At 59.9% G+C, this 26532-nt stretch carries 24 protein-coding genes; 7 read left to right on the top strand and 17 right to left on the bottom strand.

The window, feature by feature from the left end; genetic code table 11:
* The first annotated feature begins 132 nt into the window (after positions 1-132).
* The 3 genes from leuS to holA are packed head-to-tail and all read left to right on the top strand — an operon-like array spanning position 133 to position 4343.
* Positions 133-2739, top strand: a complete 2607-nt coding sequence (gene leuS / locus C2846_RS01350) for a leucine--tRNA ligase (RefSeq protein ID WP_119700503.1) — start codon at positions 133-135, stop codon at positions 2737-2739.
* A gap of 16 nt (positions 2740-2755) precedes the next feature.
* Positions 2756-3310 carry an LPS-assembly lipoprotein LptE gene (locus tag C2846_RS01345; protein WP_119700502.1) on the top strand — a complete coding sequence of 185 codons (555 nt, stop codon included), beginning with the start codon at positions 2756-2758 and terminating at the stop codon, positions 3308-3310.
* A gap of 4 nt (positions 3311-3314) precedes the next feature.
* Positions 3315-4343 (top strand): DNA polymerase III subunit delta, encoded by a 1029-nt coding sequence (gene holA / locus C2846_RS01340; protein ID WP_080049768.1) that lies wholly within the window; start codon positions 3315-3317, stop codon positions 4341-4343.
* Between the two features lie 8 nt (positions 4344-4351).
* On the opposite strand, the gene C2846_RS01335 is transcribed toward holA, so the two are convergent.
* The 5 genes from C2846_RS01335 to C2846_RS01315 form a co-directional block, all read right to left on the bottom strand.
* Positions 4352-6388, bottom strand: a complete 2037-nt coding sequence (locus C2846_RS01335) for an LTA synthase family protein (protein WP_119700501.1) — start codon at positions 6386-6388, stop codon at positions 4352-4354.
* Between the two features lie 216 nt (positions 6389-6604).
* Positions 6605-7462, bottom strand: a complete 858-nt coding sequence (locus C2846_RS01330; RefSeq protein WP_231705587.1) for a universal stress protein — start codon at positions 7460-7462, stop codon at positions 6605-6607.
* Positions 7463-7482: 20 nt separating this feature from the next.
* On the bottom strand, positions 7483-8976 hold the full coding sequence (locus C2846_RS01325; protein ID WP_119700500.1) for a SulP family inorganic anion transporter: 1494 nt from the start codon (positions 8974-8976) through the stop codon (positions 7483-7485).
* 304 nt (positions 8977-9280) lie between these two features.
* The gene (locus C2846_RS01320) at positions 9281-9874 is read right to left on the bottom strand and encodes a hypothetical protein (RefSeq protein WP_231705586.1); all 594 of its coding nucleotides are present in this window, start codon (positions 9872-9874) and stop codon (positions 9281-9283) included.
* Positions 9871-11184, bottom strand: coding sequence for a sialidase family protein (locus tag C2846_RS01315; protein ID WP_240638127.1), 1314 nt, complete (start codon positions 11182-11184; stop codon positions 9871-9873). Before C2846_RS01315 ends, C2846_RS01320 begins: the two co-directional genes overlap by 4 nt.
* Before the next feature lie 332 nt (positions 11185-11516).
* Between C2846_RS01315 and C2846_RS01310 the strand changes: the two genes are divergently transcribed.
* On the top strand, positions 11517-12800 hold the full coding sequence (locus tag C2846_RS01310; RefSeq protein WP_119700499.1) for a lytic murein transglycosylase: 1284 nt from the start codon (positions 11517-11519) through the stop codon (positions 12798-12800).
* A gap of 162 nt (positions 12801-12962) precedes the next feature.
* Positions 12963-14012, top strand: a complete 1050-nt coding sequence (gene lipA, locus C2846_RS01305; RefSeq protein WP_080049763.1) for a lipoyl synthase — start codon at positions 12963-12965, stop codon at positions 14010-14012.
* Between the two features lie 43 nt (positions 14013-14055).
* On the opposite strand, the gene lipB is transcribed toward lipA, so the two are convergent.
* The 11 genes from lipB to C2846_RS01250 all read right to left on the bottom strand — a co-directional run bounded on the left by lipB (position 14056) and on the right by C2846_RS01250 (position 23882).
* On the bottom strand, positions 14056-14682 hold the full coding sequence (lipB, locus tag C2846_RS01300; protein ID WP_080049762.1) for a lipoyl(octanoyl) transferase LipB: 627 nt from the start codon (positions 14680-14682) through the stop codon (positions 14056-14058).
* Positions 14682-14957 carry an HP0495 family protein gene (locus C2846_RS01295; RefSeq protein ID WP_080049761.1) on the bottom strand — a complete coding sequence of 92 codons (276 nt, stop codon included), beginning with the start codon at positions 14955-14957 and terminating at the stop codon, positions 14682-14684. The genes lipB and C2846_RS01295 overlap by 1 nt, the downstream gene beginning before the upstream one ends.
* Positions 14958-14967: 10 nt before the next feature.
* Positions 14968-16128, bottom strand: coding sequence for a D-alanyl-D-alanine carboxypeptidase family protein (locus tag C2846_RS01290; RefSeq protein ID WP_373279490.1), 1161 nt, complete (start codon positions 16126-16128; stop codon positions 14968-14970).
* A gap of 74 nt (positions 16129-16202) precedes the next feature.
* A complete protein-coding gene (locus C2846_RS01285) occupies positions 16203-17069 on the bottom strand; it encodes a septal ring lytic transglycosylase RlpA family protein (protein ID WP_080049759.1) in 867 nt (288 codons plus the stop codon).
* 5 nt (positions 17070-17074) lie between these two features.
* Complete coding sequence (gene mltB, locus C2846_RS01280) at positions 17075-18082, bottom strand: lytic murein transglycosylase B (RefSeq protein ID WP_080051683.1); 1008 nt, start codon at positions 18080-18082, stop codon at positions 17075-17077.
* Between the two features lie 22 nt (positions 18083-18104).
* A complete protein-coding gene (gene rodA / locus C2846_RS01275; protein WP_080051682.1) occupies positions 18105-19208 on the bottom strand; it encodes a rod shape-determining protein RodA in 1104 nt (367 codons plus the stop codon).
* Positions 19209-19246: 38 nt separating this feature from the next.
* Complete coding sequence (gene mrdA, locus C2846_RS01270) at positions 19247-21118, bottom strand: penicillin-binding protein 2 (RefSeq protein WP_080049758.1); 1872 nt, start codon at positions 21116-21118, stop codon at positions 19247-19249.
* A 3-nt stretch (positions 21119-21121) separates the two neighbouring features.
* Positions 21122-21589: a 23S rRNA (pseudouridine(1915)-N(3))-methyltransferase RlmH gene (gene rlmH / locus C2846_RS01265; RefSeq protein WP_080049757.1), complete on the bottom strand. Its 468-nt coding sequence runs from the start codon at positions 21587-21589 to the stop codon at positions 21122-21124.
* A gap of 6 nt (positions 21590-21595) precedes the next feature.
* The gene (gene rsfS / locus C2846_RS01260) at positions 21596-21955 is read right to left on the bottom strand and encodes a ribosome silencing factor (protein ID WP_080049756.1); all 360 of its coding nucleotides are present in this window, start codon (positions 21953-21955) and stop codon (positions 21596-21598) included.
* A 9-nt stretch (positions 21956-21964) separates the two neighbouring features.
* Entirely contained in the window at positions 21965-22609 is a 645-nt protein-coding gene (gene nadD, locus C2846_RS01255) for a nicotinate-nucleotide adenylyltransferase (RefSeq protein ID WP_080049755.1), read from the bottom strand.
* Positions 22610-22616: 7 nt separating this feature from the next.
* The gene (locus C2846_RS01250; RefSeq protein ID WP_205890073.1) at positions 22617-23882 is read right to left on the bottom strand and encodes a glutamate-5-semialdehyde dehydrogenase; all 1266 of its coding nucleotides are present in this window, start codon (positions 23880-23882) and stop codon (positions 22617-22619) included.
* Between the two features lie 90 nt (positions 23883-23972).
* On the opposite strand from C2846_RS01250, the gene C2846_RS01245 reads away from it, so the two are divergent.
* Positions 23973-24683 (top strand): DNA-3-methyladenine glycosylase, encoded by a 711-nt coding sequence (locus C2846_RS01245; RefSeq protein WP_119700498.1) that lies wholly within the window; start codon positions 23973-23975, stop codon positions 24681-24683.
* Positions 24668-25894: a DedA family protein gene (locus tag C2846_RS01240; protein WP_080049752.1), complete on the top strand. Its 1227-nt coding sequence runs from the start codon at positions 24668-24670 to the stop codon at positions 25892-25894. Before C2846_RS01245 ends, C2846_RS01240 begins: the two co-directional genes overlap by 16 nt.
* Here the strand turns inward: C2846_RS01240 and C2846_RS01235 are convergent.
* Complete coding sequence (locus tag C2846_RS01235; RefSeq protein ID WP_080051681.1) at positions 25880-26464, bottom strand: LON peptidase substrate-binding domain-containing protein; 585 nt, start codon at positions 26462-26464, stop codon at positions 25880-25882. The two genes, C2846_RS01240 and C2846_RS01235, sit on opposite strands and share 15 nt — an antisense overlap.
* Between the last annotated feature and the right edge of the window lie 68 nt (positions 26465-26532).

The following is a 26532-nucleotide window of genomic DNA, read 5'->3' as shown; positions in this document are numbered from 1 at the left end:
GAGCATAGACCCGGCATTGCTCTGCCATGCAGCCCGGCGACGAATGGCATACGACTACCTGAGCCGCCCCCGGTGGTGTATCCTGCCGCATTACTTTTCGAATCCGCGTCATCGAGATTGAAGCCCAACGCTATGCAAGAACAGTATTTCCCCCGTGAGATCGAAGCCGCCGCCCAGAACGCCTGGGACAGCACCCAGGCGTTCAAGGTTGAAGAAACCCCCGACCAGGACACCTTCTACTGCCTGTCGATGTTTCCTTACCCCAGCGGCAAACTACACATGGGGCATGTGCGCAACTACACCATCGGTGACGTGATCGCCCGCTATCAGCGCATGCAGGGCAAGAATGTCCTGCAGCCGATGGGCTGGGACGCCTTCGGCATGCCGGCGGAAAACGCTGCCATGAACAACAAGGTAGCCCCGGCCGCCTGGACCTATTCGAACATCGACTACATGCGCACCCAGCTCAAAAGTCTGGGCCTGGCCATCGACTGGAGCCGTGAAGTCACCACCTGCCGCCCCGATTACTACCGCTGGGAGCAGTGGCTGTTTACCCGGCTGTTCGAGAAAGGCGTGATCTATCGCAAGAATGGCACGGTCAACTGGGACCCTATCGACCAGACCGTACTGGCCAACGAGCAGGTGATCGACGGTCGCGGCTGGCGCAGCGGTGCGCTGATCGAGAAGCGCGAAATCCCGATGTACTATTTCCGCATCACCGACTACGCCGAAGAACTGCTCAGCTCGCTCGATGATCTGCCCGGCTGGCCGGAGCAGGTCAAGACCATGCAGCGCAACTGGATCGGCAAGTCAGTGGGCATGGAAGTGCACTTCCCCTACGACCGCGACAGCATCGGCGCAGACGGCAAACTCAAAGTCTTCACCACCCGCCCCGATACCCTGATGGGCGCCACCTACGTGGCGGTGGCAGCCGAACACCCGCTGGCTACCCTGGCCGCCAGCGGCAACCCCCGCCTGCAGACCTTCGTTGACGAGTGCAAGCGCGGCGGCGTGGCCGAGGCTGATATCGCCACCCAGGAAAAGAAAGGTCTGCCAACCAACCTGTACGTCCTGCATCCGCTGACCGGTGAGAAGCTGACAGTCTGGATCGCCAACTACGTGTTGATGGGCTACGGCGAAGGCGCAGTCATGGCGGTGCCGGCCCATGACGAACGCGATTTCGAGTTTGCCAGCAAGTACAACCTGCCGATCAAACCAGTGATCCGCACCTCAGTTGGCGACACTACCCCCGCCCCCTGGCAAGACGCCTACGGCGAAAAGGGCGAACTGATCAACTCCGACGAGTTCGATGGCCTGGATTACGACAGCGCCTTCACCGCCATAGGCGAAGTGCTGCAGCAAAAGGGGCTGGGCCAGCCGCGAACTCAGTTCCGCCTGCGCGACTGGGGTATCAGCCGTCAGCGCTACTGGGGCTGTCCGATCCCGATCATCCATTGCGACAACTGCGGCGACGTACCAGTACCAGAAGACCAGTTGCCGGTCGTGCTGCCTGAAGACGTAGTGCCCGATGGCGCCGGCAGCCCGCTGGCGAAAATGCCCGAATTCTATGAATGCACCTGCCCCAAATGCGGTGCTGCGGCCAAGCGCGAAACTGACACCATGGACACCTTCGTAGAAAGCTCCTGGTATTTCGCCCGCTACGCCTCGCCCCACTACGAGCAGGGCATGGTCGACCCCGAAGCTGCCAACCATTGGCTACCGGTCGACCAATACATCGGCGGCATCGAACACGCAATCCTGCACCTGCTCTACGCCCGCTTCTTCCACAAGCTGATGCGTGACGAAGGCCTGGTCAGCTCCGATGAGCCGTTCAAGAACCTGCTGACCCAGGGCATGGTACTGGCCGATACTTATTTCCGCCTGGATAGCAATGGCGCCAAGATCTGGTTCAATCCGGCCGATGTTGAAGTCGAACGCGATGCCAAGGGCAAGATCACCAGCGCACGTCTCAAGAGCGACGGCCAGCCGGTGGAAATCGGCGGCACCGAAAAGATGTCCAAGTCGAAGAACAACGGCGTCGACCCACAAGCGATGATCGATCAGTACGGCGCTGACACTTGCCGCCTGTTCATGATGTTCGCCTCACCGCCGGACATGAGCCTGGAATGGTCCGACTCAGGGGTTGAAGGTGCACAGCGCTTCCTGCGTCGGGTCTGGCGTTTGGCCAGCCAACATGTGGCTGCCGGAACCCCAGCAGCTCTGGACACAGCCAACCTCAATGATGAGCAGAAAGCCGTGCGCCGGGCCACCCACCTGGCTATCAGGCAAGCCAGCCAGGATATCGGCCAGCACCACAAGTTCAACACCGCCATCGCCGCCGTGATGACCCTGATGAACGTATTGGAAAAGGCCGGGCAGACCAGCGATCAGGATCGTGCCCTGCTGCATGAAGGGCTGGAAACCGTGGCCCTGCTGCTGGCCCCGATTACCCCACACATCAGTCATGCGCTGTGGCAGGCCCTAGGACATCAGGACCCGGTTATAGATGCCCGCTGGCCGCAGGTCGACGAGGCCGCACTGGTTCAGGACAGCCTGCAACTGGTGGTCCAGGTCAACGGCAAGCTGCGCGGCCATATCGAGGTAGCCGTGGAGGCCAGCCGTGAGACCATCGAAGCCTGCGCCCGCGACAACGAGAACGTACAACGCTTTACCGAGGGCCTGACTATCCGCAAGGTGATCGTGGTCCCCGGCAAGCTGGTCAATATCGTCGCCAATTGAGAAACGGAGAAAGCGGATGTCCCTGAATCGCCCCCGACGACTACTCACCGCCACCCTGCTGGGTATAACCCTGGTTCTGAGTGGCTGCGGCTTCCAACTGCGCGGCACTGGTAGCGGCGCCCTGGAGAATGTCGAGCTGCGAGAGCTGCGACTCAGCGCGATCGACAACCTCGGCCAGACTCACCAGGAAGTGCGCGACATGCTGCGCAGCAGCGGAGTTCGCCTCAGCGCCAGTGCACCTTACCACCTGCAATTGCTGGGTGAGCAGAACGAGCGCAGCGCGGTCAGCTACACCACTCGCGCCAGCCCGGCCGAGTTTCAGCTCACTAGCCGTTTGAGCTACCAGATTCTCGATCGCCAGGGCCGCGCCCTGGTTGGTCCCGAGACCCTGGAAGCCCAGCGCGCCCTGGTCCGTGATCGCGACAACGTGGTCGCCAGCAGTGAAGAAGAAGAACTGCTGCGCCAAGAAATGCGTCGCGACCTCAGCCGTCAGCTGCTATTGCGTCTGTCGAGCCTGAGTAGCCGCGAACTGCAAGCCCGCGAGCGCGAACTCGACCGGGCCGCCCCCTGAGCCGATGAAGCTCAACAGCGGGCAACTTGCACGCCAGCTCAAGGAAGAGCTGGCGCCGGTCTGGGTAGTCAGTGGCGATGATCCGCTGCTGACCGGCGAAGCCGCCGACAGCATTCGCCAGGCCTGCCGTAGCGCCGGCTGTGAAGAACGTCAGGTGTTCCAGGTCGAACGCGGTTTCGACTGGGCGCAGCTGTATGAGGCCAGCCACAGCCTGTCACTGTTCGCCAGCCAGCGTCTGCTGGAGTTGCGCATTCCCAGCGGCAAACCCGGCGATGAAGGCGCCAAAGCCCTGCTCGCCTATCTGCAGGAACCGCCAGCCGACACCACCCTGCTGATCAGCCTGCCCAAACTCGACGGCAGCACCCAACGCAGTAAATGGGCCAAGGCGCTTATCGAACACCCCAACTCGCGTTTCATTCAAATCTGGCCAGTGGAAAGCGCCCAGTTGCCCAGTTGGATGCGTGATCGGCTGGCCGCTGCCGGGATTCAGGCCAGCCCTGAAGCACTGGAATTGCTGAGCGCCAGGGTCGAGGGTAACCTGCTGGCCGCCGCCCAGGAGATCGAGAAGCTCAAGCTGTTTTGTAGTGGCGGGGTCCTGAACCTGGATACCGTGCAGCAGGTCGTCGCCGACAGCGCCCGTTTCGATGTCTTCAATCTGGTCGACGCCATGCTGCTGGGCCAGGGCGAACACGCCCTGCGAATCCTGCACGGGCTCAAGGGCGAAGGCGTGGAAGCGCCGGTGGTACTCTGGGCCCTGAGTCGCGAACTGCGCAGCCTGGCCGCCATGGCCCAGGACCTTGGCCGCGGAGTGCCTCTGGATCGGGTCTTCGCCAGCCAACGCCCACCGGTCTGGGACAAGCGCAAGCCGGTGCTGAGCCAGGCCCTGCAACGCCACCCGGCCAGCCGTTGGACCGGCTGGCTGCAACAGGCCCAACAGGCCGACGAGCAAATCAAGGGCCTGCAGCCCGGCTCAGCCTGGGATACCCTGGCGTTGATCCTGGTGCAGGCAGCCGGCGCGCGAATCAGACTGTAAGCCGGTGTCTACTTCCTGACATTGTCATACAGCATGTAGCGCGAAGTTTCATACAGGCCTCGGGTCAGCGGCAGCAGTCGCTGATATTCCTCAGGATATTGCTCAGCCACGTTATCCAGCGGGGTGTCCGAATGCAGATCGTGCAGACTCGGTTGAGTACCATCGTGATTCATCTGCAACAGAAAGTCCTTGCTCACCGCGCCAATCAACGGGAACGAGCCCTCACGCAACACCAGCGGCACCACTCGCTCGCCTTCCGGTGCGGTCGTCAATAGATCACGGCCCATGACCCGGGTTTCATACTCGATACCAAGCAGCCCGGCGAGAGTCGGCAACAGATCGGTCAAGCCTACCGCCTCTTCAAACTCACGCGGTTCAAGATAGCCCGGCGCATAGATCAGCAGCGGCACGTTGTTGCTTTCCAGCCCCAGTTTGTCGAATGCCGGTTTCATATAATCGATATTGGCGATCCGGGTATTGTGATCACCGAACATCACAAAGATGGTGTTATGCAGATAGCCGCTAGCCTCGGCCATTTCCATGAACCGGCCGATGTTGAAATCAAGCAGGCGCACTGCGTTGTACTGAGCAACACTGCGTGAGCCGGCGGCCTGAACTTCTTCCACCGAGCGCTCGATCACCTCGAACCCGTCATTGTCCCGGGGAATAGTGAACGGCCGGTGATTGCCGGCAGTCTGGATATAGGCAAAGAATGGCTTGTCCTTGGGCAGTTCACGCAGCAGCTTGTCCGTTTCCTTGAACAGATCAAGATCAGACACTCCCCAGACATCCACATTCCTGGCCTGCCAATAGCCCTCTTCATACAACTGCACATCATCAACCGACTGACGGATCAGCGCATTCATGTTGGCCCAACCGGAATTGCCACCGATGGTATAGAGCTTGTGGTAGTCCCTGAGCTCGTTGATCAGACTGTGCTGACTGGTGATCAATGGGTTGCGGGTGGCCGTCTCCTGACGCGACACATCGGGGATACCGGTAATACTGGCCCAGACAGTCTTGGCGGTACCTGTCACCGGCACATAGAAGTGCCGGAAGAACCAGCTTTGTTGGGCCAGTCGGTCGATATTCGGGGTCGGCCGCAAGGGATTGCCGTAGGCTCCCACCGCGGTGGTGCCGAGCGATTCAAGCATGATGAACACCACATTCGGGCGCTCACTGAGATCAAGCCGATGTGGCTGTACCGCCACCTGACGAGTGAAATTCAACTGATCGATATCCGGCTGGCTCACGCCCAGATACTCGCTCACCACCGAATAATGCTCACGCACCTGTCCCAGGTCATAGCGCTCGGCCGGTACCTTGAGGGTATCGTAGAAGAAAATCACCGGATTAAGCCCCAGAGCGCCCAACTGGCTGTCTCCGGCAAAAAAGGCATCATTCCAGCGCAGTGGCACCGGATTTTCCAGATTGATGTTGCTGGTGCGTCCAAGAATCGCCAGGAACACCACTACCGTCATCAGCGCACTGCCCCAGATCCGCGGCCACAGCGCAATCGACCTGGCCGGGCGATCCAGCGTCACCCGCTCAAGCAGACCCAGCAGCCAGAAGGTCAGCAGAGTCAGCGCCAGCCAGCCCAGACAAATCCATACCACCGGGTAGCTCTCCCACAGCATTTGCCGGGAGATCAACGCATCTTCGCTGAACTTGAGTACCGAGGCATTGAGCCGCACGCCCAGGTAGGCATAATGCCCAAAATCGAGAAAATACATGAAGAACAACAGCGCCAGCACCACTAACAGATAGCTGCGTCCCAGCCGGCGCAATACTTTGGACCTGACACTGTTCCACAGCGGCAGCCAGGCCAGGAACATGAACGGCAACATGACCAGAATCGCCAGGCGCAGATCAAAGCGCAAGCCGACCCCCAAGGTTTCCAGCACCAGCGACCAGGGCTGATCGACCCCAGGCTCTACCGCAGAAAAAGCGATCAGGAAAACGCCACGCAGAGCGGCGAAAACCAGAAACAGAATCAGCACCCCCCCCAGCAGGAAGTGCAAACGACGGGACTGCAGCCAGGCCATGTCGGCTCCTTGGAATTATTGTCACTAATCAAACGAAACCGCAGGTCGGCGCCAACCACTCCCCCAGATACCGACACACGGTCATACCGCCATCAGACCTAACGGCAATGAACTTGTTCCAATATGTTGCAAAAATAACTGGGATGACCATGCCGGACAATGTCTGCCCGGCATGGCCATCCCCGGAGCAAGTCCCAGGCTGCACATATGGGAAGGTTAGCGTAGCAGCAGCAACGGCCGGGTAGTTCTGGCCAGAATGTTGGTGGTAGTACTGCCGACGAAGAACTGACGAATCCGCGAGTGGCCGTAAGCACCCATAACGATCATGTCGATATCGTATTCCGCCTCATAGTCAAGCAGCGTAGCCTCCACTTCACCTGCACGAATGGCTGCCTCGACCTGATGACCGGCCTGCTCCAGTCGGGCTTTAGCCGCATTCAAGGCTTCCCATGCATCCTTGGTATCAGCCCCGACCATCAGCAGATGGATCGGCATCCCCTTGAACAAGAGGCTATCGGCAATCATGTCGACACCCTTGCGCGTGCTCGGACCATTGTCGAAGGCCAGCATTACGCTGCGCGGCGGACGGAATTCCCCGGCAGTCACCAGAATCGGCCGGTGCATGGTACGCACAACACTTTCCAGGTGGGTGCCGACATGCCGGCCCAGAGAGTCTGCCTCTTCGCCCTGGCGCCCCATGACCAGCAAGCGAATTTCCGGCTCCAGCTCCTGCAAAGTGTCGACCAGATCGCCATGCCGTTGCCGGCTGACCGGTTCAGCGACACCATCAGCCCGGGCACGTTCCAGCGCCGCCTCCAGCATCAACTGACCCTGCTCGCGCATCAGCCTGGCGCGCTTTTCGTCGAGATTGGCCAGCTCTTCAAGCAGGTGCTCACGGCTACCCAGGCCAATATTGCCCGACAGGTCGCCGTGCACCGGAAAACTCGAATGATCCAGCACATGCAGAAACACCAGTGGCGCATCCAGTCGCAGACTGGCCCAGGCGGCATAGTCGCAAACACCAGTGGCTGACCGGGAGGCATCGATACAGGCAAGCACATTCACTGTGGTCACACATTTCTCCTTGTTGTTTATCAGTGGCCCATCAGCTTGTCGACAGCATCAGGCTTATCGTGCACACCAAACCGATCTACGATGGTAGCACTGGCCTGATTGAGGCCAACGATCTCGACTTCGGCACCTTCGCGACGGAACTTGAGAACGACCTTGTCCAGCGCCGCCACCGCCGTGATATCCCAGAAATGCGCACGGCTGAGATCAATAACTACCTTATCAAGGGCTTCCTTGAAGTCAAAGGCCGTAACGAACTTGTCGGAAGAACTGAAGAACACCTGCCCAACCACCCTATAGGTCCGTTGCCGCCCACTCGGATCCACTTCACTAGCGATATGCAGGTAATGCCCCATTTTATTGGCGAAGAACAGCGCCGCCAGCAGCACACCAACAAAGACACCGTAGGCCAGATTGTGAGTCGCAACGGTGACGATCACAGTCGCCAGCATGACGATATTGGTTGATAACGGGTGCTTCTTCAGATTGCGCAACGAGTCCCAGCTGAAAGTTCCGATCGAGACCATGATCATCACGGCAACCAGAGCCGCCATCGGAATCTGCCCAACCCAGTCACTGAGGAACACCACCATGATCAACAACACCACACCGGCGGTCAGGCAGGACAACCGGGTGCGCCCCCCCGATTTGACGTTGATCACCGACTGACCAATCATCGCGCAACCAGCCATACCTCCCATCAGACCAGCACCGATGTTGGCGATGCCCTGACCTTTGCACTCACGGTTCTTGTCGCTGCTGGTATCGGTCAGGTCGTCAACGATGGTCGCAGTCATCATGGACTCCAGCAGACCAACCACCGCCAACGCCGCCGAGTACGGCAGAATGATCCACAGCGTCTCCAAAGTCAGTGGCACCTGCGGCCAGAGGAATACCGGAAGCGTATCCGGCAGCTCGCCCATACCGGATACGGTATTGATATTCAGCCCCAGGTACACGGCCAATCCTGTCAACAGCAGGATACATACCAGCGGAGAAGGAATCAGCTTGCCGAGCACCGGCACATAGGGGAAAAGGTAGATGATCGCCAGCCCACCAGCAGTCATGGCATAGACATGCCAGGTGACATCGATCAGCTCTGGCAATTGCGCCATGAAAATCAGAATCGCCAGAGCGTTGACAAAGCCAGTCACCACCGAGCGGGACACAAAACGCATCAACGAACCGAGCTTGAGATATCCGGCACCAATCTGCAGAACCCCACAGAGAACAGTCGCGGCCAGCAGATACTCCAGGCCGTGCTCGCGCACCAGAGTGACCATCAACAGCGCCATGGCTCCGGTAGCGGCGGAAATCATCCCCGGCCGACCGCCGGTAAAGGCAATGATCACGGCGATACAGAATGACGCATACAGCCCGACCTTGGGGTCAACCCCAGCGATGATTGAGAAAGCAATGGCTTCAGGAATCAGCGCCAGCGCTACAACCAGTCCGGCCAGTAGATCGCCACGAATATTGGCAAACCAGTTTTGTCTTACCGATTGGATAAGAGTCATACCACGTCCATTAACAAGATTCAGAAAACTGCAAGAAACCCGAAAACAACACATCAGCCGCTCTGTCACAGACGAGCGAAACAATGACAGTTTGAGGGGGCACGAAAAATTCCACCCGACCGCCAACAGCGTGGATGGGAGCGCGGCCTGACGGCCGGAAGGCAGAAAACTACGGTGGCGTAACGCCGGAGAGAGTCAACACGATGAACAGAGCCATAGTTCAATCAAAGGGGGCGGACTTTAGCATACTGGGTAGCCAACAGCTACCGAGCATGTTCCTTAGAGACCTGAGTGCTCCGCCAGCTCAGGCCGGCCAAAGGCGCCGGAACACCCCTAGCACCAGATCACGGCACAAGCTCCAGAGCGCAAACAAAACGATAAACGGATCCAGCAAATAATCCCAATAGTTGCCGGAGGCCTTAAGCTCCAGAGCGTAGCCCAGGGTGGCCAGCGTCAGCATCAGCACCGCGAGCAGGTTGCCCCGCCATAGCATCAGCAGCGTCAGGACCGCCACAACGAGCAACAACCCATCCGGGCTATAGCCCAAGCGATAGGGGTCCAGCATGCCTAGCCCCATGGCCGCCGGGTAGAGCGCCAACCCCATCAGGGCAAACAGCAGATAGCACTCCAGCTTGTGTTGCCGCACCGGAGATGACAGCCATCCCAGGCGCACCAGCGTCGCGGCAGACAGCGCGACCAGACTGGTAATTGCCAGATCATCAGTAAAAGCCCGCAGATAGCCTGCCAGCGACAAGCCATCAATCAATGGCAGTGCTCCCAGAACAAGCGCCACAACGAGTACGGCCCAGCGCCAGCCAACCGGCAAGCGGCTCACCGGCAAAAGCAAAAAAAGCAACAGAGTAAATGCCAGATAAGCAACCCAGGTGGTGAGAATCACGGTTGCACCTCCAGCCAGTCGGTATTGAAAGACACATGCTTGATGAAGCTGTTGTTCCAGGCATACACCAGATGGAACACGCCATTACCGGCATTGATCATGTAGGGGTACTCATACTCGAATACGCAGGCACCATCACGGCACAAGCGCTGATCCAGTTGCTGCATAAACTTGTTTACCAACGAGCGCCGCCGTTCTCCGCTAGAGGCAATAAACTTGGTAGCCAACAGAGGCTCATAGTCTTCCCGGGCAAAGGGTTGACCATCAGGATCGGGCGAAGAATCCAGATCCATGACCAGCGACCAGGTGCTAAGGCTTGGTGTTGACTCATCCAGGCTCAGACGAAAGCGGCCGTCGATCAGGTTGTTCTGCGCCACCAGCAGGGTATTGCGATGCGAGCGTACCGCCGCCAGCGAACTGTTGGGATTCCAGGGTGCAATGACCTGCTCCTCGCTCCAGGTGCGCCCGCCATCCTCGGTCACTGCCGCCAGGGCATGCCCGCGTCGCCCGGCATAGCGCAACAGCGCGATTGCCCTCTGCTCATCCAGAGGCACTACCGTTGGTTGCAGTGAATTGGTGCCGTCAGCAATCCGAAACTTGTCCTGAATCCGCCCATCGGCGCTCAGATAGAGATATTCGGGAAACTTGCCGAGAAACTCGTGATAGACCGGCAGACCGATTGAGCCATCCTGATGAAAGACCGGAGCAGCCCGCACCAGGGTACTGATATTGATAAAAGGGGAAGTCACCAGTTGCTGTGGCTCAGACCAGCTCTGGCCAAAATCCTCGGAAACCATGCTGTTGATCGCACTGCCAGCCCAGCCGCCCAGCGATACCGATACATAGAACAGCCACAGGCGTTGATCCGGGGCCAAAGCAATCACCGGGTTGCCCAGCTTGCGGATTGGTTTGCCAAGCGCCTGACGGGTCATTTCCCGGGTTACCAGGGCCTCTTCGTCTGACCAGCCCGTAGCCGGATCAAAGCGTGATGTACGTATTTCAACATCCGCCGCGCCCTCACGCGAGCCGGCAAACCAGGCCGCCATCAGCCCGCCATCAGGCAACGCGGTAATCGAGGGCGAGTGTACGAACTCGTCAAGATCCGATGAAGCAAAACGCTGCTCATAGACCGGCTTGCGCTCATGCCCAGACAATTGCTCACTGATCGCCTCCAGAGTGTTGCCCGAGACCTCCGGCACCTGAAATCCCGACCATTGGTAATCAGTCCGGGTCAGCGAAGCTGAAACGAACACAACTACCACCAGCGGCGCCAACATGGCCCGCCGGCCCAGCATCCCCAAGACCTTCATCACTCCTAAACCTCTTGTTATTTGCCCTTCCCTGGCAACTGGCATGAATTGTTCGACCTTGATCAACCTGTCAATCCCATCGATAACATCGGGTCGACACAATGGCACTCTCAAGACTCTCCTGGCACTGCGAATACGACCGGCAGGCAAGGAACTTAGTTCATTGCACAGCGATTTTTCGCAACCTGCCCGGCAAGACGGAACCGAGCTCAATCCCCACGACTCCAACAAGCACAGGTTTGGTTCGATATCCTCGACCTGACCAGCATGCTACAGTGAGGCAACACTACTGACTGCCTATGATCGAAACCCGGATTCTGCTGGAACTTTGAATGCTGAAAACCCAAACACTTCGCGCCACAGCAAGTCGCTTTCTGGCCATCGCCGGCGTTGGCATGCTGGCCCTGGCCGCCTGTGCCGACACCCCGATTCAGACTGCAAGCAGCGCCTCACCAACCAGCGCCGCTCTTACCCCCAGCGCCCCAGCCCAAAGCTTTGCCCATTGGCTGGGCGAATTGCGCCAGGATGCACTCCAGGCCGGCATCAGGGCCGACCTCTTCGACCGGGTTACCACTGGCCTGCAACCGGACCCAGGGGTTCTGCGCGCCGACCAGAGTCAACCGGAGTTTACCCGTCCCGTCTGGGAATACCTTGACGGCGCAGTGTCACCGCAACGGGTCGCCAGCGGCAAGCGTCTGCTGCTTCAGCAACACGATACACTGAATGCCATCGAGCAGCGCTATGGGGTCGACCGCCATATTCTGGTCGCCATCTGGGGGCTGGAAAGCAACTACGGCAACAATATGGGCGACCGCCAGGTAGTACGCTCGCTGGCCACCCTGGCCTATGAAGGGCGCCGTCCGGTGTTTGCCCGCACTCAGTTGTTGGCAGCCCTGGAGATTCTTCAGCGCGGTGACATCACCCCGGAGCGGATGCTCGGCTCCTGGGCAGGCGCCATGGGCCAGACCCAGTTCATTCCCACCACCTACAACAGCTATGCGGTGGACTTCGACGGCAATGGCAAACGTGATATCTGGAATTCTTCGGCCGATGCTCTGGCCTCTGCGGCCAACTACCTCAACGCTTCAGGCTGGCAAAGCGGTCAACCCTGGGGCCTGGAAGTCACCCTGCCGAATGACTTCGATTACGCTCTGGCCGACATGAATGTGCGCAAGCCATTGAGCGACTGGAGCACGCTGGGAGTACGTGATGGCAATGGCCGGGCTCTGCGAGCCAATCCTGGCGAGCACAGCGCCTCTTTGCTGTTACCGGCCGGCCATCGCGGCCCAGCTTTTCTGGTCATGAACAACTTTCGCAGCATCCTGCGCTACAACAACTCCACCAGCTACGCGCTGGCCATCGGCCTGCTCAGCGAACGCTTCCAGAATGCCGGCCAGATCAACGGCAACTGGCCGACCGACGACCGACCACTGTCACGTAGCGAACGTCTGGAACTCCAGGAACGGCTGAGCGCAGGCGGTTTCGAGCCGGGCGGCGTAGATGGCATCATCGGAGCCAATACCCGCCAGGCAATTCGCCGCTTCCAGCAAACTCTGGAATGGCCCGCCGACGGCTACCCATCTCCGGCGCTGCTGGAAAAACTACGCGAACTCTAGGGACCCCCTCCCCCTTTCGCGCTTGCGAAAACCCGACTCCGGCGGAGCGGCCTGCGGCCGCGAAGCGTGCGCCGCTCAGGCGACTCTGTGATAGAATGCGCCCAGGCCACAAGCCTCTTCTACGGCATAGCCGGAGCCTCTAACCAGGAGCCCTGATCCCCGATGTCTGACGCCGAGCAAAAAACTGTCGCCAGTGGTGAAAAGTTCCGCAATGCCCAGGGTATTGCCGCCATCAAGGACGGCCAGAAACGCCGTACCTCTGCCGAGCCTCAGGTTTTCGAGCCCAAACCCAAGTGGCTGCGGGTCAAGGCACCCGGCGGCGACCGTTTTGAAGCGGTCAAGCGCAACGTCTCCGAACATCGCCTGAGCACCGTCTGCCAGGAGTCGCATTGCCCGAATATGGGTGAGTGCTGGTCCAATGGCACCGCCACCATCATGCTGATGGGCTCGGTCTGCACTCGCGCCTGCCGCTTCTGCGCCGTGGATACCGGCAATCCGCACGGCTGGCTCGATCATGAGGAGCCGGAAAACACCGCCAAGTCAGTCGAGCTGATGGCGCTGCGCTACATCGTGCTTACCTCAGTTGACCGTGACGACCTGGCCGACGGCGGCGCCAGCCACTATGCCGCCTGTGTTCGCGCGATCAAGCAGCGTACCCCTCAGGTGGTGGTTGAAGCCCTGACACCAGACTTCGATGCCGAACTGAGTGCGATTGAGCTGGTGGTCGACTCCGGTCTGGAAGTGTTCGCCCAGAACGTCGAAACGGTGAAACGCCTGACTTACGAAGTCCGCGACCCGCGTGCCGGATACGAAAAGACCCTGAAAGTTCTTGAACACGCCAAGCGCCATCGCCCTCAAGTGCTGACCAAGACCAGTCTGATGGTTGGCCTGGGTGAAACCGACGATGAGATTTTCCAAACCTTCGATGACCTGCGCGCCATCGGTGTGGACATCGTCACCCTTGGCCAGTACCTGCAACCGACCCGCAACCACTTGCCGGTCAAGCGCTGGGTCAGCCCGGAAGAGTTCAACCGCTACCGCGAAGTGGGGCTTGAGAAAGGATTCATGGAAGTCGCTGCCGGACCGCTGGTACGCTCCAGCTACCGGGCCGACCGGGTATTCGAGAAGAACAACCTGGGCCTGGCCGCCCCTGCTCCGGTCCCGGGTCAGGACATCGACCCGAATCTGATTCCGGCGCTGAATATCAAGTAGAAGCGGCTCGCAGCCGCGAAACAAGACTGTTGATCCGGTCAAGTCAATCGGTGCGCAGATACCCCAATCGTCGGCGCAGGGCCTGTTCCAATCGCAGCGCCACTTCATCAATCGCTACCGACCGCCCCAGCAACTCGCTCATCTGGGTCATGCGCAGACCGGAATAGCCACACGGATTGATCCGGGCAAACGGTTCCATGTCCATATCGACATTCAGGGCCAGACCATGGAAAGAGCAACCCCGCCGCACCCGCAGGCCCAGTGAGGCGATCTTCGCGCCATCCACATACACCCCAGGCGCATCTGGCCTGGGCGCAGCCTGGATGCCATAACCGGCCAGTACATCGACCAGACTTTGCTCCATGGCCGTCACCAGCTCACGCACCCCCAGGCCAAGCCGGCGCAGATCCAGCATCAGATAACCGACCAGTTGTCCGGGGCCATGGTAGGTTACCTGACCACCGCGCTCGACCTGGATCACCGGAATATCGCCCGGCGCCAGCACATGCTCAGCCTTGCCAGCCTGTCCCTGGGTGAACACCTTGGGATGCTGCAACAGCCAGATCTCATCGACTGTCTGTTGATCGCGCTCGGCAGTCAGCTTGCGCATGGCCTCCAGGGTTGGCAGGTAATCAACCAACCCCAGATCACGGACGATCAGTTCCGGCATCACAACACCATGTGCACACGCCCGGTGGCCTTGAGTTCAGCATGCAGCGCCTGCAACTGATCCGGCCCGGTCGCGGTAATTTCCAGACGTACCGACAGGAACCGACCATTCTTGCTGTCACGCACCTCGACCAGCGTGCTATCCACTCCCGGCGCATGGCGCTCGACGATACTGATCACCAATTCGGTAAACCCCTCCCCGGCCTCACCAATCACCTTGATCGGGTACTGGCAGGGAAACTCGATTCGCGGGGCTTCAGGAGTTGTCTCGCTCATGCGCAGCTCCTCAGTTGAACAGGCCGTAGAAGAACAGGCGAATATTGTCCCACAAACGCGAGAACAGACCACCGCGCTCGACATCGGCCAGGGCAACCAACGGCGCGCTGTGGACCACACTGTCACCACGCTTGACTTCAACGGTACCAAGCACATCGCCAGCGCTGATCGGCGCTTTGATCGCCGAATTCATGCTGATACCGGCTTCCAGATCATCGAACTGACCACGTTGCAAGGTCAGGATCAGACCATCACTCAGACCAACATCAACCTGCTTGTTGGCACCACCCCAGACCCGGGCGCTGGACAGTACCTGACCCGGCTGATAGAAGCGCCGGGTTTCGTGGAAACGAAAGCCCCAGGTCAACAGCTTCTGGGTTTCGGCAGTTCGTACCGCATCGCCGCTGGTACCCATAACCACCGAGATCAGGCGCATGCCGTCACGCTCGGCCGATGCCACCAGGCAATAACCTGCCGCTTCGGTATGCCCGGTCTTGAGCCCGTCAACACTGGAGTCACGCCATAGCATACGATTACGGTTGACCTGGCGAATACCGTTCCAGACAAACTCCTTCTCCTTGTAGATCGGGTAGTACTCGACATCGTCACGGATGATTGCCTGGGCCAGGATGGCCATGTCGCGCGCGCTGGAATACAGGTTGTCGTCCGGCCATCCGGTCGAGTTGGTGAAGTTGGTGTTACGCATCCCCAGACGCCGGGCATGAGTGTTCATCACATCGGCAAAGGCGTCTTCGCTGCCGGCGACATGTTCGGCCACGGCGATGCTGGCGTCGTTGCCTGACTGAATGATGATGCCACGCTTGAGGTCGATGAACGGCACCCGGTTACCGACTTCGACGAACATCTTCGAACCACCCTTGCGCCAGGCGGTTTCGCTGATCAGCACTTCGTCCTGCTCGCCAATACGCCCTTCGATCAACTCAAGACTGGCGATATAGCTGGTCATCATCTTGGTCAGACTAGCCGGCGGCAGGCGCTCATCGGCATTGTGCTCGACCAGCACCACACCACTGTTGGCATCCATCAGGATATAGCTGCTGGCCGCCAGTTGCGGCGCGGCCGGCACGATCTGCGGCATAGCACTTGGGGTGGGGGTCGGAACCTGGGCCTGGGTCAGACCGGCGATACTGGCGACACCGGTAATCAGCAGGGTATTGAGCAGTTTTTTCAGCATGTTACTCACTAGTGATGTTGGACGTTGTTGGGCAACTTCAGTTGAAAGTCTCAATTGGCCGAGACCAGGGTCGGATTACCCAGATTGGCCAGGCGTACCGCGTCGATCAGTTGCTGCGCCTCGGCATGGCTGGCAACCGGACCCAGTCGCACCCGGTGCAGGGTTTGGGCATTCTGCTCAACCGGGCTGACAAACACAGTGGCATTGACCACCCCCTGTAGCCGTTGGCGCAGTTGCTCGGCGGCCTGGTTGGAAGAAAAAGCTCCAACCTGCAGATACAGCTCCTGGCCGCTTGGCAGGGTTTCCTGAGGCGGATTGTTACGCACCAGATAACCCGGGTTGTTCTGCTGCTGCCAGGCTACCGGGTCGATCCCCTCGACCAGTACCCGGGCCGTGCCTTGCTCGGCAAAACCGAGCTTCTTGGCCGCGGCGTAGGACAGGTCGATGATTCGATCCGAGTAGAACGGCCCACGATCATTGACCCGCACGATAATCCGTCGACCGTTGGCCTGATTGGTCACGTAGACGTAGGTCGGCAGCGGCAGAGTCTTGTGTGCAGCAGTCATGCCGTACAGATCATAGACCTCGCCATTGGCGGTATTCTGGCCATGGAACTTGGTGCCGTACCAGGACGCCAGACCGACTTCCCGATAATTGCGGCCATCCTGCATCGGCGTATAGGACTGGCCCAGTACGGTATAGGGCGAGGCCTTATAGGCGCCGGTATGCGGCGTTGGCACGGCATCGGGAATTTGCGATACATCCATGAAATAACTGGGCGGCCCATCCACTGCCGGACGGCTGCTGGGCGCACTCGGCTGACTCGGTGCCGGTGTTTTGACCGAAGATGATGAACAGGCGGTCAGCAACCCCAACAAGGAACCCAGCAAGACAACTCGAACAGACGGCATCGGCATAGGACTCATTGCTCCCTCGCGTCACGGATCAGATCGGCCAGTTGGTGCACCACCATGGCATACATCACGCTGCGATTATAGCGGGTGATCACATACAGATTGTTCAGACCCAGCCAGTACTCCATCTGTTCCCCGGCGTCGAACTCGTAGGTCATCACCTCGAGATCGTCATCCAGCGCCTGCTCGGGCTGCCAGCCCAGGGCACGCAGTTCACCGACCCGGCGGCGCGCTTCCAGCCCTTCGGGCACACTCAGCCCCTGGCTGAAGCGTTCACCCTCGACCTTGGCCGGGATGGCCACACGCTCACCATGGCGCCAGCCGTGCTCCTTGAAATAGTTGGCGGCACTGCCAATCGCATCAACCGGGTTGTTCCAGATATCAACCTTGCCATCACCGTCAAAATCCACAGCGAAGGCCTGGTAGCTACTGGGGATAAACTGCGGATAGCCCATGGCCCCGGCGTAGGAGCCGGTCAATGCCAACGGGTCCATCTGCTGCTCACGAGTAAGGACCAGATAGGACTTGAGCTGACGACGGAAAAAATCGGCCCGCGGCGGATAGTCGAAGCCCAGGGTAGTCAGGGCATCAATCACCCGATGACTGCCCTTGTTGCGGCCATAGAAGGTTTCCACCCCGATGATCGCCACGATCACCTCCGGCTCAACCCCATACTCCTGCTCGACCCGCTCCAAAGCATCACGGTGCTGATCCCAGAACGCCACCCCTTCGCGGATGCGCTGATCGGTAATGAAAATCGCCCGGTACTCGTGCCAGGGCCGCACTCGCTCAGCCGGACGCGAGATAGCGTTGAGGATAGCCTCCTTGCGCTCGGCCTGAGCCAGCAGGCTGCGTACATGCTCGGCACTGAAGCCGTGCTCAGCCTTCATTTCGGCAACGAAGGGTTCGACCCCCGGGTGTTCACTGGTGTAGTTGGCGGCCAATAGCCAGGGGCTCACGGCCGTCAGGGCACATGCCAGCGGCAGACGCAGCCAGCGCGAAACAGGTTTGATCATGAAAATCCGCATCTCCGAGCTTTTATCCTTGTGGCATCCATTTACGGTGGGTGTGGATCGACATCAGGATGCCGAACCCGGACAACAATGTCACCAACGAGGTACCGCCATAGCTGATTAATGGTAACGGCACACCTACCACCGGCAACAGTCCGCTGACCATACCGATATTGACGAATACGTAAACGAAGAAGGTCAAGGTAATACTGCCGGCCAGCAACTTGCTGAAACTATCCTGAGCCTGCAGGGTAATGTAGAGCCCGCGCGCGATTACCAGCAGATACACGCAGATCAGCAGGCACACGCCGACCAGACCAAACTCTTCGGCCAACACCGCGATGATGAAGTCAGTATGCCCCTCGGGCAAAAAATCCAAGTGCGACTGAGTGCCCTGCAACCAGCCCTTGCCATAGATGCCGCCAGAACCGATCGCGGCCTTGGACTGAATAATGTTCCAGCCTGCCCCAAGCGGATCGCTTTCAGGGTTGAGAAAGGTCAATACCCGACGCTTCTGGTAACCGTGCAAGACGAAGAACCACATCGCCAGCGCTGCCGGCACCAGCGCCACCAGAGCGCCCAGAATATAGCGCCAGCGCAACCCGGCCAGCAGCAGGGCGAAGACTCCCGAAGCACCGATCAGCAATGAAGTACCCAGATCCGGCTGCTTCAGGATCAGCAACACCGGCAAACCGATGATCAACAGGCTAATGAAAACATACTTGAAGCTGGGCGGCAGAGTACGCCGGCCCAGGTACCAGGCCACACTCATGGGCATGATTAACTTCATCACCTCGGAGGGCTGAAAGCGCATCATGCCGGGAATCGTCAGCCAGCGTTGGGCCCCCTTGGCTTCAGTACCGACAACCAGCACCGCTACCAACAGCATCAAGCCGCCAAGATAGGCCAAAGGCGTCCAGCGCTGCATGAACCGGGGCTGAAACTGGGCGATGGTCAGCATCACGGCCAAACCCACAGCAAAGGCGGCACCCTGACGGTAAAGCATCGCTGTACTGCGCCCACTGGCCGAGTACAGAACGAAGCCAGCAACCGTGGCCAGCACCAGGATCAGCAGCAACAGCCAGGGGTCAACATGAATACGTTGCCAGAACGGCTGCCGACGATGCATTCCCATGGCGGTGGGCGACGCCAGGCTACCCAGAGATTTCATTGACTGGTCTCCGCAGTGAAACTCATCGGTTCCTGGTCAGGCAACAGCCAGGCATCGAACAACTGACGAGCGACCGGCGCAGCAACCCGGCCACCGGACTCACCGTTCTCGACCATCACCGCCACGGCAATCTTCGGATCATCGACCGGCGCAAAGCCAACAAACAGCGCGTGATCACGATGACGCTCCTGCAGGGCCGCCGAGTCATATTTCTCACCTTGGGCGATGGCAACGACCTGAGCCGTCCCGGTCTTGCCCGCCATCCGGTAGGGCGCATTCTGTGCCGCACTGCGTGCAGTGCCTCGCTCACCATGCATCACAGCCTCCATGGCCGCAATGATGAAATCCCAGTCGCCGTCATTGCGCAAATGCACATTATCCGGGGTTTCGCTTTCATCCGGCGCCATACCCTCGGCATGCAGCAAAAGACGCGGCCGCTTCCATACCCCCCGATTAGCGATCAGGGCGGTACTGTGCGCCAACTGCAAAGGTGTGGCCAGCATGTAACCTTGGCCAATCCCGGCGATCAGGGTTTCCCCCGGATACCAGGGCTGACGCCGGGCATTGCGCTTCCACTCACGCGAGGGCATCAGCCCGGCCGCTTCCTCATGCATATCCAGCGACACCCGAGTCCCAATACCAAAGCGGGTCATGTAGTCATGCAGCCGATCAATGCCCAGCTTATGGGCCAGATCATAGAAATAGGTGTCGTTAGAGCGAACGATGGCCAGATGCATGTCAACCCAGCCATCACCACTACGGTTCCAGTTGCGGTACTTGTGGCTGTGGTTTGGCAACTGGTAGAAGCCAGGGTCGAAAACCCGACTGGTGCGGGTCACCACCCCGGTATCCAAACCGGCCAGAGCGACCATCTGCTTGATCGTCGAGCCTGGTGGATAGAGGCCGCGCACAACCCGGTTGAACAACGGCTGATCCAGAGAGTCGCGTAGCGCGCCGTAGTCGGCGTAACTGATGCCAGTGACGAACAGATTAGGGTTAAAGCCAGGCTGGCTTACATAAGCCAGCACCCCGCCGGTCTCCGGCTCGATGGCGATCACCGCACCGCGGCGATTACCAAGCGCATGCTCGGCTACCGCTTGCAAGCGACTGTCCAGATGCAGGGTCAGGTCACGCCCAGGTTCCGGATCAATCCGCTTGAGCACCCGCAATACCCGACCACGTGCGTTAGTTTCGACCTCCTCGTAACCAACAGTGCCATGTAGCCAGTCCTCGTAGTAACGCTCGATCCCGGTCTTGCCGATATAATGGGTGCCAGCGTAGGCGACCTGATCTATCCGGGCCATTTCCTGCTCGTTGATCCGGCCGACGTAACCAACGGCATGGGCGAAATGTTCGGCGAACGGATAGTGCCGAACGAAGCTGGCCTGCACCTCGACCCCAGGCAAACGAAATTGGTTGACCGCAATCCGGGCGATCTGCTCGTCGCTCAACTCGAACACCACCGGCACCGACTCGAACGGCCGGCGGCGAGTTTGGGTCAGGCGCCGTTGAGAGCGCTCGACATCCTCGTCGGAAAGTTCAAGCAGTGACTGCAGCAGGGCGAAGGTCGTATCCAGATCAGTCACCCGCTCCCGGGTGATGTTGAGGCTGAAGCTGGGTCGGTTCTCGGCCAGCACGATGCCGTTGCGGTCATAAATCCGGCCACGGGGCGGCGGCACCGGCTGTACATGCACCCGGTTGTTTTCCGACAGGGTTGAATGGTATTCGTACTGCACCACCTGCAGGTAATACATGCGCGCCACCAGCCCGGCCACCAGCGCCAGCATGAACACAGCCGCCAGCACCACCCGTCGCTGTACAGTACGGGCATCGCTGAGGTGATCCTTGAGCTGAATCGGCTTGGCCATCGATTACTTGTGATATGGGTGGCGGTTGAGAATGGTCCAAGCCCTATAGAGCTGCTCGGCCAGCAGAATACGCACCAGTGGATGCGGCAGGGTCAAAGGCGACAGTGACCAGCGCTGCTCACTGCGCGCCTGCACCTCTTCAGCCAGCCCTTCGGGCCCGCCCACCATCAGGTTGACCGTGCGCGCTTCCAGGCGCCAGCGCTCAAGCTGCTCGGCCAGTTGCTCGGTCGACCATGCACGGCCATTGACCTCCAGGGTCACGATTCGTTCCCCAGGCTGGGTTGCGGCCAGCATCTGCTCGCCTTCACGACGCATCAACCGGGCGACATCGGCATTCTTGCCGCGGGTCGTCAAGGGAATTTCCACCAACTCCAACGGCAGGTCAGGCGGCAGACGCTTGGCATATTCCTGATAGCCGTCCTCGACCCAGCGTGGCATCCGTGATGCCACGCTGATCAGACGCAGGCGCAAGACTGCTTACTCCGGGGTCGGTTGATGCTGGGCACGGCGCGACTCGGCACTTTGCCACAGACGCTCCAAGTCATAGAACTGGCGGGTAGCCGGTTGCATGATATGCACCACGACATCGCCCAGGTCGACCAGCACCCACTCTCCGGAATCCTGGCCCTCAACCCCCAACGGCTGACGACCGGCGGCCTTGGCCTTTTCCACCAGGTTGTCACTGAGCGAGGACACATGACGGGAGGAGGTACCGCTGGCGATGATCATGTAGTCAGTCACGCTGGTCTGCTCACGAACATCGATCTTGACCACATCCTTGGCCTTGAGCTCGTCCAGCTCATGCTCAACCAGTTTGATCAGGTCATCAATCTGCATAATAAGGGTTCAATCCTCAGTCACAGGGCCGTACAGCCCGTTGGTTTCAATATAGTCAAGCACCGCCTCCGGCAACAAAAAACGCGGCGACCGGTGGCTGGCCAGCAAGCTCCGGATATGCGTTGCCGAAATTGCCAGCGGCGTCTGCGCCAGGCAGACAATCTGCCCATGCAGTGCCTTGGCTTGCGCCGGTTCAGCGACCGAGCGGGCCGCCAGCAAATCCTTGAGTACTTCAGGCACGTCCAGATCGTAGTCTGGACGCTGTAATACCACGAGATTGGCCAGCTCCAGCAAACACTCCCAGCGGTGCCAGCTCGGCAATCCGCAGAAGGCATCCCAGCCAACGATCAGAAACAGCGCCACCTCCGGCCCCAACTCCGCACGCAAAGATTCCAGGGTATCCACCGTCCAGGAAGGCTTGTCACGTCGCAGCTCACGGTCATCCACCAGCAGCCCGGAGTCCACACCTGCCGCCAGACGCACCATGTTCAGGCGATGCTCGGCACTGCAGCCGGGCTGCTCCCGATGGGGCGGCCGGGCGCTGGGGATCAGCCGCAGCTCATCCAGCGCCAAAGCCTCATGCACCTCTACGGCACTGCGCAGATGGCCAAAATGGATCGGATCGAAGGTCCCGCCGAGCAGGCCGATACGCATCAGACAATCACTGACGGATATGACCGTCGCCGAATACCACGTACTTCTCGCTGGTCAGGCCTTCCAGGCCCACCGGCCCGCGGGCATGGATCTTGTCGGTTGAAATGCCAATCTCGGCGCCCAGACCATACTCGAAGCCGTCGGCGAAACGGGTCGAAGCATTGATCATCACCGAGCTGGAATCCACTTCGGCCAGGAAGCGCCGGGCCCGGGTGTAATCCTCGCTGACCATCGCATCGGTATGCTGCGAGCTGAAACGATTGATGTGCTCGATAGCGGCATCCATATCCGCGACCACCCGGATCGACAGGATCGGCGCCAGGTATTCAGTACTCCAGTCTTGCTCGCTGGCAGCGATAGCCTGCGGCAACAGTGCACAGGTAGCCGGGCAACCGCGCAACTCAACATCTTTCTGCGCATAACGCAGGGCCATGCGCGGCAAAAACTCAGCCGCCACTGCCTCATGTACCAGCAGAGTCTCCATGGCGTTGCAGACCCCATAGCGATGGGTCTTGGCGTTAAAACAGATGGCTTCGGCCTTGTCCAGATCGGCACGATCATCGACATAAACATGACAGATACCATCCAGATGCTTGATCACCGGCACCCGGGCCTCGCGGCTGATACGCTCGATCAGCCCCTTGCCGCCACGCGGTACGATCACATCGACATACTCGGGCATAGTGATCAAGGCTCCAACGGCGGCGCGGTCGGTGGTTTCCACCACCTGCACGACCTGATCCGGCAAGCCAGCGGCGGCCAGGCCGCGGCGCAGGCAGGCGGCAATCGCCTGATTGGAGTGAATCGACTCCGAGCCACCACGCAGAATGCAGGCATTGCCGGCCTTGAGACACAGACTGGCTGCCTCAACGGTCACATTGGGGCGCGACTCATAGATGATCCCGATGACCCCCAGCGGCACCCGCATACGTCCGACCTGAATCCCAGAGGGAAGAAACTTCATGTCACGAATCGCGCCCACCGGGTCCGGCAAGGCGGCAACCTGGCGCAGGCCTTCAATCATGCCCTGCAACCGCTCAGGGGTCAGGGCCAGACGGTCAAGCATCGCAGCATCCAGCCCGTTGGCTCGACCGGCCTCCAGATCCAGGGTATTGGCAGCCTCAAGCTCGGCAGTAGCAGCCTCAATAGCTTCAGCGGTAGCCAGCAACGCCTGATTCTTGACCGCCGTCGAAGCCCGGGCGATAACCCGCGAGGCCGCTCGGGCCTGGCTTCCCAGCCCCTTCATGTATTCGCTTACCTGTTCGCCACCCATGGACACCACCACTTGCCTGCGTTGCAAAAGGTGCATTATAACGGGCTGCCCTGACACTGGACAGGGCGCAGGCCTGCTATCATCGATTACATGCAAAACCCTGAGACACTGCCCTGGGCCACTGCTCGCCCACTGCCTGACAGCTTCTTCCAGCGCGATGCCCGCGAACTGGCTTGCGCCCTGCTTGGCAAGGTCATTCGCCGCCGCTATCAGGGACGCTGGCTATCGGCCCGTATCATTGAGACCGAAGCCTACCTGCTGGAAGAGAAAGGCAGCCATGCCTCGCTTGGCTATACCGAAGCCCGGCGGGCGCTGTTCATGGACGGCGGTACGCTCTACATGTACTACGCCCGCGGCGGCGACTCGCTGAACTTCAGCGCCGCTGGCCCAGGCAACGGGGTACTGATCAAATCCGGCCATCCACTGCTTGACACGGTCAGCGATCAGGCCAGCCTGCGCCTGATGCAACAACTCAACCCGGCTGCCAACGGCGACTACCGACCAGCGGAAAAGCTCTGCGCCGGGCAGACCCTGCTGTGCAAGGCGCTGGCACTGAAGGTTCCGGACTGGAACGCCCAACGTTTCGACACTGGGCAACTGTTCGTCGATGATGACAGCTATCGCCCGCAGCATATCCTGCAAACTACTCGCCTGGGGATTCCCGCCGGACGCGATGAGCACCTGCCCTATCGCTTTGTCGACGCCAGCTACGCCCGTCACTGTACCCGCAACCCCATGGGCCGCAACCGTATCGAGGGGCGCGACTACCAGCGCCTGAACGCACCATGGAAAGCCTGCTGAGCGACCACCTGAGCACCTGGCTCAGCAGCCATCAGAGCTGGCTGGGGCCGGTGATCTTCGCCATCGCCCTGCTTGAGTCACTGGCCATCGCCGGGCTGCTGGTCCCAGGCGTGGTATTACTGTTCGCAGTAACCGCCATCGCCGGAAGCAGCGACATGTCGATCCCGGTCATGCTTGGCTGGGCCTTTGCCGGTGCAGTCTGCGGCGACCTGCTGAGCTTTGTCCTGGGCCGCCTGTTTCACCAGGACATTCGCCGTCTGCGCCTGTTTCAGCGCTATCCGCAGTGGATCGATCAGGGGGAAGGTTTTTTCCGCCGCTACGGCATGATGAGCGTACTGATTGGCCGTTTCTTTGGCCCGGTCCGGCCGATCATCCCGATGATCGCCGGCATGTTCGACATGCCGTTTTGGCGCTTTTTGGCCGTCAGCCTGCTATCGGCACTGGCCTGGGCACCGATCTACGCTCTACCCGGCTACACTGCCGGACATGCTCTGACCTGGCCGGTGCCACAGTTTTTCTGGCCCCAGACCCTGGCTCTGACCGGCGCACTGGCCGGCCTTGGCCTACTTTGTCTATGGCTACTCAAAGCTCAGCACCGCTGGAGCAACCTGGCCTGCGCCGCGCTGCTGCTGCTCGGCGCCGTCAGCCTGCCAGTGGTCGAGCCCTGGCTGGAGGTGGTGCTGTTCACCAGCGAATACTGGATAAGCCAGCGCGCCCCGCTGCTGGGCTGGCACGCCTGGCTGACACCCTTGACCGACCTGGATACCACCCTCTGGCTACTAGTTCCCGGACTGGCCTGGCTAACCCTGCTCAGCCCCTATCGCCAGCCACTGTTCGCCCTGCTGACACTGGTCATCGCCCTTGGTCTGGGCTGGCTGCTGGAGATGAGTCAACCGGCTCTGATCCTCACCGGCCAGTGGACCTGGCTGGTTGTCGTCGCCATCTGCCTGGGCCGCGACCAAGGCTTCTGGATGCGTTGTCTCTGGCTGCTTTACCCCCTGCTGCTCGGAGCCCCCCTGGCATTTGCCAGCCTGGTGATCACCGACACCAGCATTCTCAGCATGTTGCAGGCCCTGCTACTAGCCCTGAGCGCCAGTGCACTGGCCAGCTGGGCAGTTGAGCGTGGCGCACCGATGCACCGCAGCCAGCGCTGGCGTAACCTGGTGCTACTGGCCTGGGCCCCGCTGGTGATACTCTCAGGCCTGCATTGACCGCAACCAGCGCTCAATCTGCTGCAGGCGCAACAATGGATCGGCCTGAGCCAGCAACTCCAGCTTTTCCTCAACATCCAGCGGCAGCAGATAAGCCAGTTGCCAGGCCAGACGCTGCTGACTGCCAGCCACCGCAGGCAACTTCAGCGCTGCCGCGATGGGATGCTCCAGCAAGGTTGTATGCAAGGCCAGCAAGTCGGCATGGCTAGCCAGTAATTCGGCATCTGGCTGCTCGACCAGCCAATCGACACTGGCGCTGAGCAAACCATCCGACGCGACCTCCACCGCACTCGCTTCGGCCCGCCGCCCTCCTTCGACCCGAATCCCCAGCAGACCATTGTCACGCCGTTCCCAGTCGATGATCCTGGCCTCACAACCCAGCGCCTTGAACCGCACCGCCCCCGGCCCGGCCTCAGCCCCTTCTTCCAGGGTTACCACCACAAATCCGGCATTTTGACGAAAACAGCGGCTGACCATATCCAGATAGCGCGGTTCGAAGATCTGCAGATCCAGCACACACCCCGGCAGCAACACCGTATTCAATGGAAACAGGGCCATCCGTTCAGTCATGCATTCCCCTTTCAGCTTGGTACCATCATTCAGCACACCAATGGTGAGCTCGCCCAATTGACCCTCTC

It is taken from the genome of Pseudomonas jilinensis (assembly GCF_003586265.1).
GTDB lineage: Bacteria > Pseudomonadota > Gammaproteobacteria > Pseudomonadales > Pseudomonadaceae > Halopseudomonas > Halopseudomonas phragmitis.
This window is presented reverse-complemented; position numbering and strand designations above follow the sequence as displayed.